At 70.2% G+C, this 1,269-nt stretch carries 1 protein-coding gene; it reads right to left on the reverse strand.

The features are described from left to right. On the reverse strand, window positions 1-976 hold a 976-nt coding region (locus ABD323_RS41290; RefSeq protein ID WP_344447230.1), incomplete at its 3' end, for a SpoIID/LytB domain-containing protein. Window positions 977-1,269: the final 293 nt, after the last annotated feature.

The following is a 1,269-nucleotide window of genomic DNA, read 5'->3' on the forward strand; positions in this document are numbered from 1 at the left end:
CGACGTGGTCGCCGGCGGCACTCATCGACACCGGCGAGGTCCGGCCCGCCGGCGGCGGCGTCTGGCCCGAACTGACCGATACACCGGGGTAGTAGAGGCTCAGTATCGACTGCCAGGAGTAGCCGGCGAGGGCACAGTTCTGCGTGCCCCACTGGCTGAGCGTGTTCGGGTAGCGGGAGAGGCCGGAGCCACAGGCCTCGGAGGAGCTGCCGGTGAGCGTCGCCTGGAACGAGGCCTCGAAGACCGAACCACCCTGCGTCATCACCGAGTTCCAGGTCGCCGCGATGGCGGAGCTGGTGGCGGGGTTCGACTGGCCGGGGATGAAGCGCTGATAGTTGATCGAGTCGTCGACGTTGTAGCAGGCACCGCCGTACGATCCGCCGCGCCAGTTGTTGACCCAGTACCACGCGTAGCTCTTGGCCGCCATCGCGCCCGCCTTCAGCGAGTCGGGCTGCCAGGAGGTGATCCACTCGTTGGGCAGCACGTTCTCGACGTACGTCTGGAACGGCACGCTGACCACGCCGCTCTCCGTGCCCGGCACCGGCAGACCCGCGCTGGTGTGCTGCGAGTACTCCAACACGCGGATGGTGGACGGCGGCGTCGAGTCGGACGAGTAGCCGCCGCAGTTGCCGCTCGTCATGGGCCTGACGGCGGCGGTCCGGCTCGTCGGCGGCTGCCCCGGTGCGGCCTGATCACCCATCGACTGCGCCTTGCCGGTCAACTGCACGGTCAGCGAGTCACCGCTGTGCGCCGGCGTCACACCGGTCAGCTGGTAGGTGCCGAATCCGGGAGCCGTCACGGTGATCGTCGCGGCTGCGCCGGTCGGATCCGGGTATTCGATCCTGAAGCCACCGGTGCTGTCGGTGCTGCCGATCAGGCTGCCGTTCACCTCGATGCGGGCGCCCGGCACGGCGGGCGTCGAGGCGGGGGCGATGACCACTCCGCCGGACACCTGCTCGGCGCGAGCGTCCGTCACGGTCCCCGACAGTGTGATCGATCCCGGCTTCGAGGCCGATGGCGAATCGAGCGGCGAGGGCGCCGCGACTGCCGGGCCTACCGAAGCGCAGCAGATGGTCGCCATCGCGGTGATGCCGAGGAGCATCGGGCGCAGACCACGAATGACTGACATGTCCGTTCCTTCCGGGTGGGGACGCGCCGGCCGTCGGGGACGGCCGGCGCGCGTGCGTCGTGGTGTGGGTGGGTGTGGGTGGTGTGGTGGTGTGCTGGGGTCAGCGGCTGGTGCCGCCGAGGCCGGCGGGGCCGTGCCAG

The sequence above is a fragment of the Kitasatospora nipponensis genome (assembly GCF_039528135.1).
Classification (GTDB): domain Bacteria; phylum Actinomycetota; class Actinomycetes; order Streptomycetales; family Streptomycetaceae; genus Kitasatospora; species Kitasatospora nipponensis.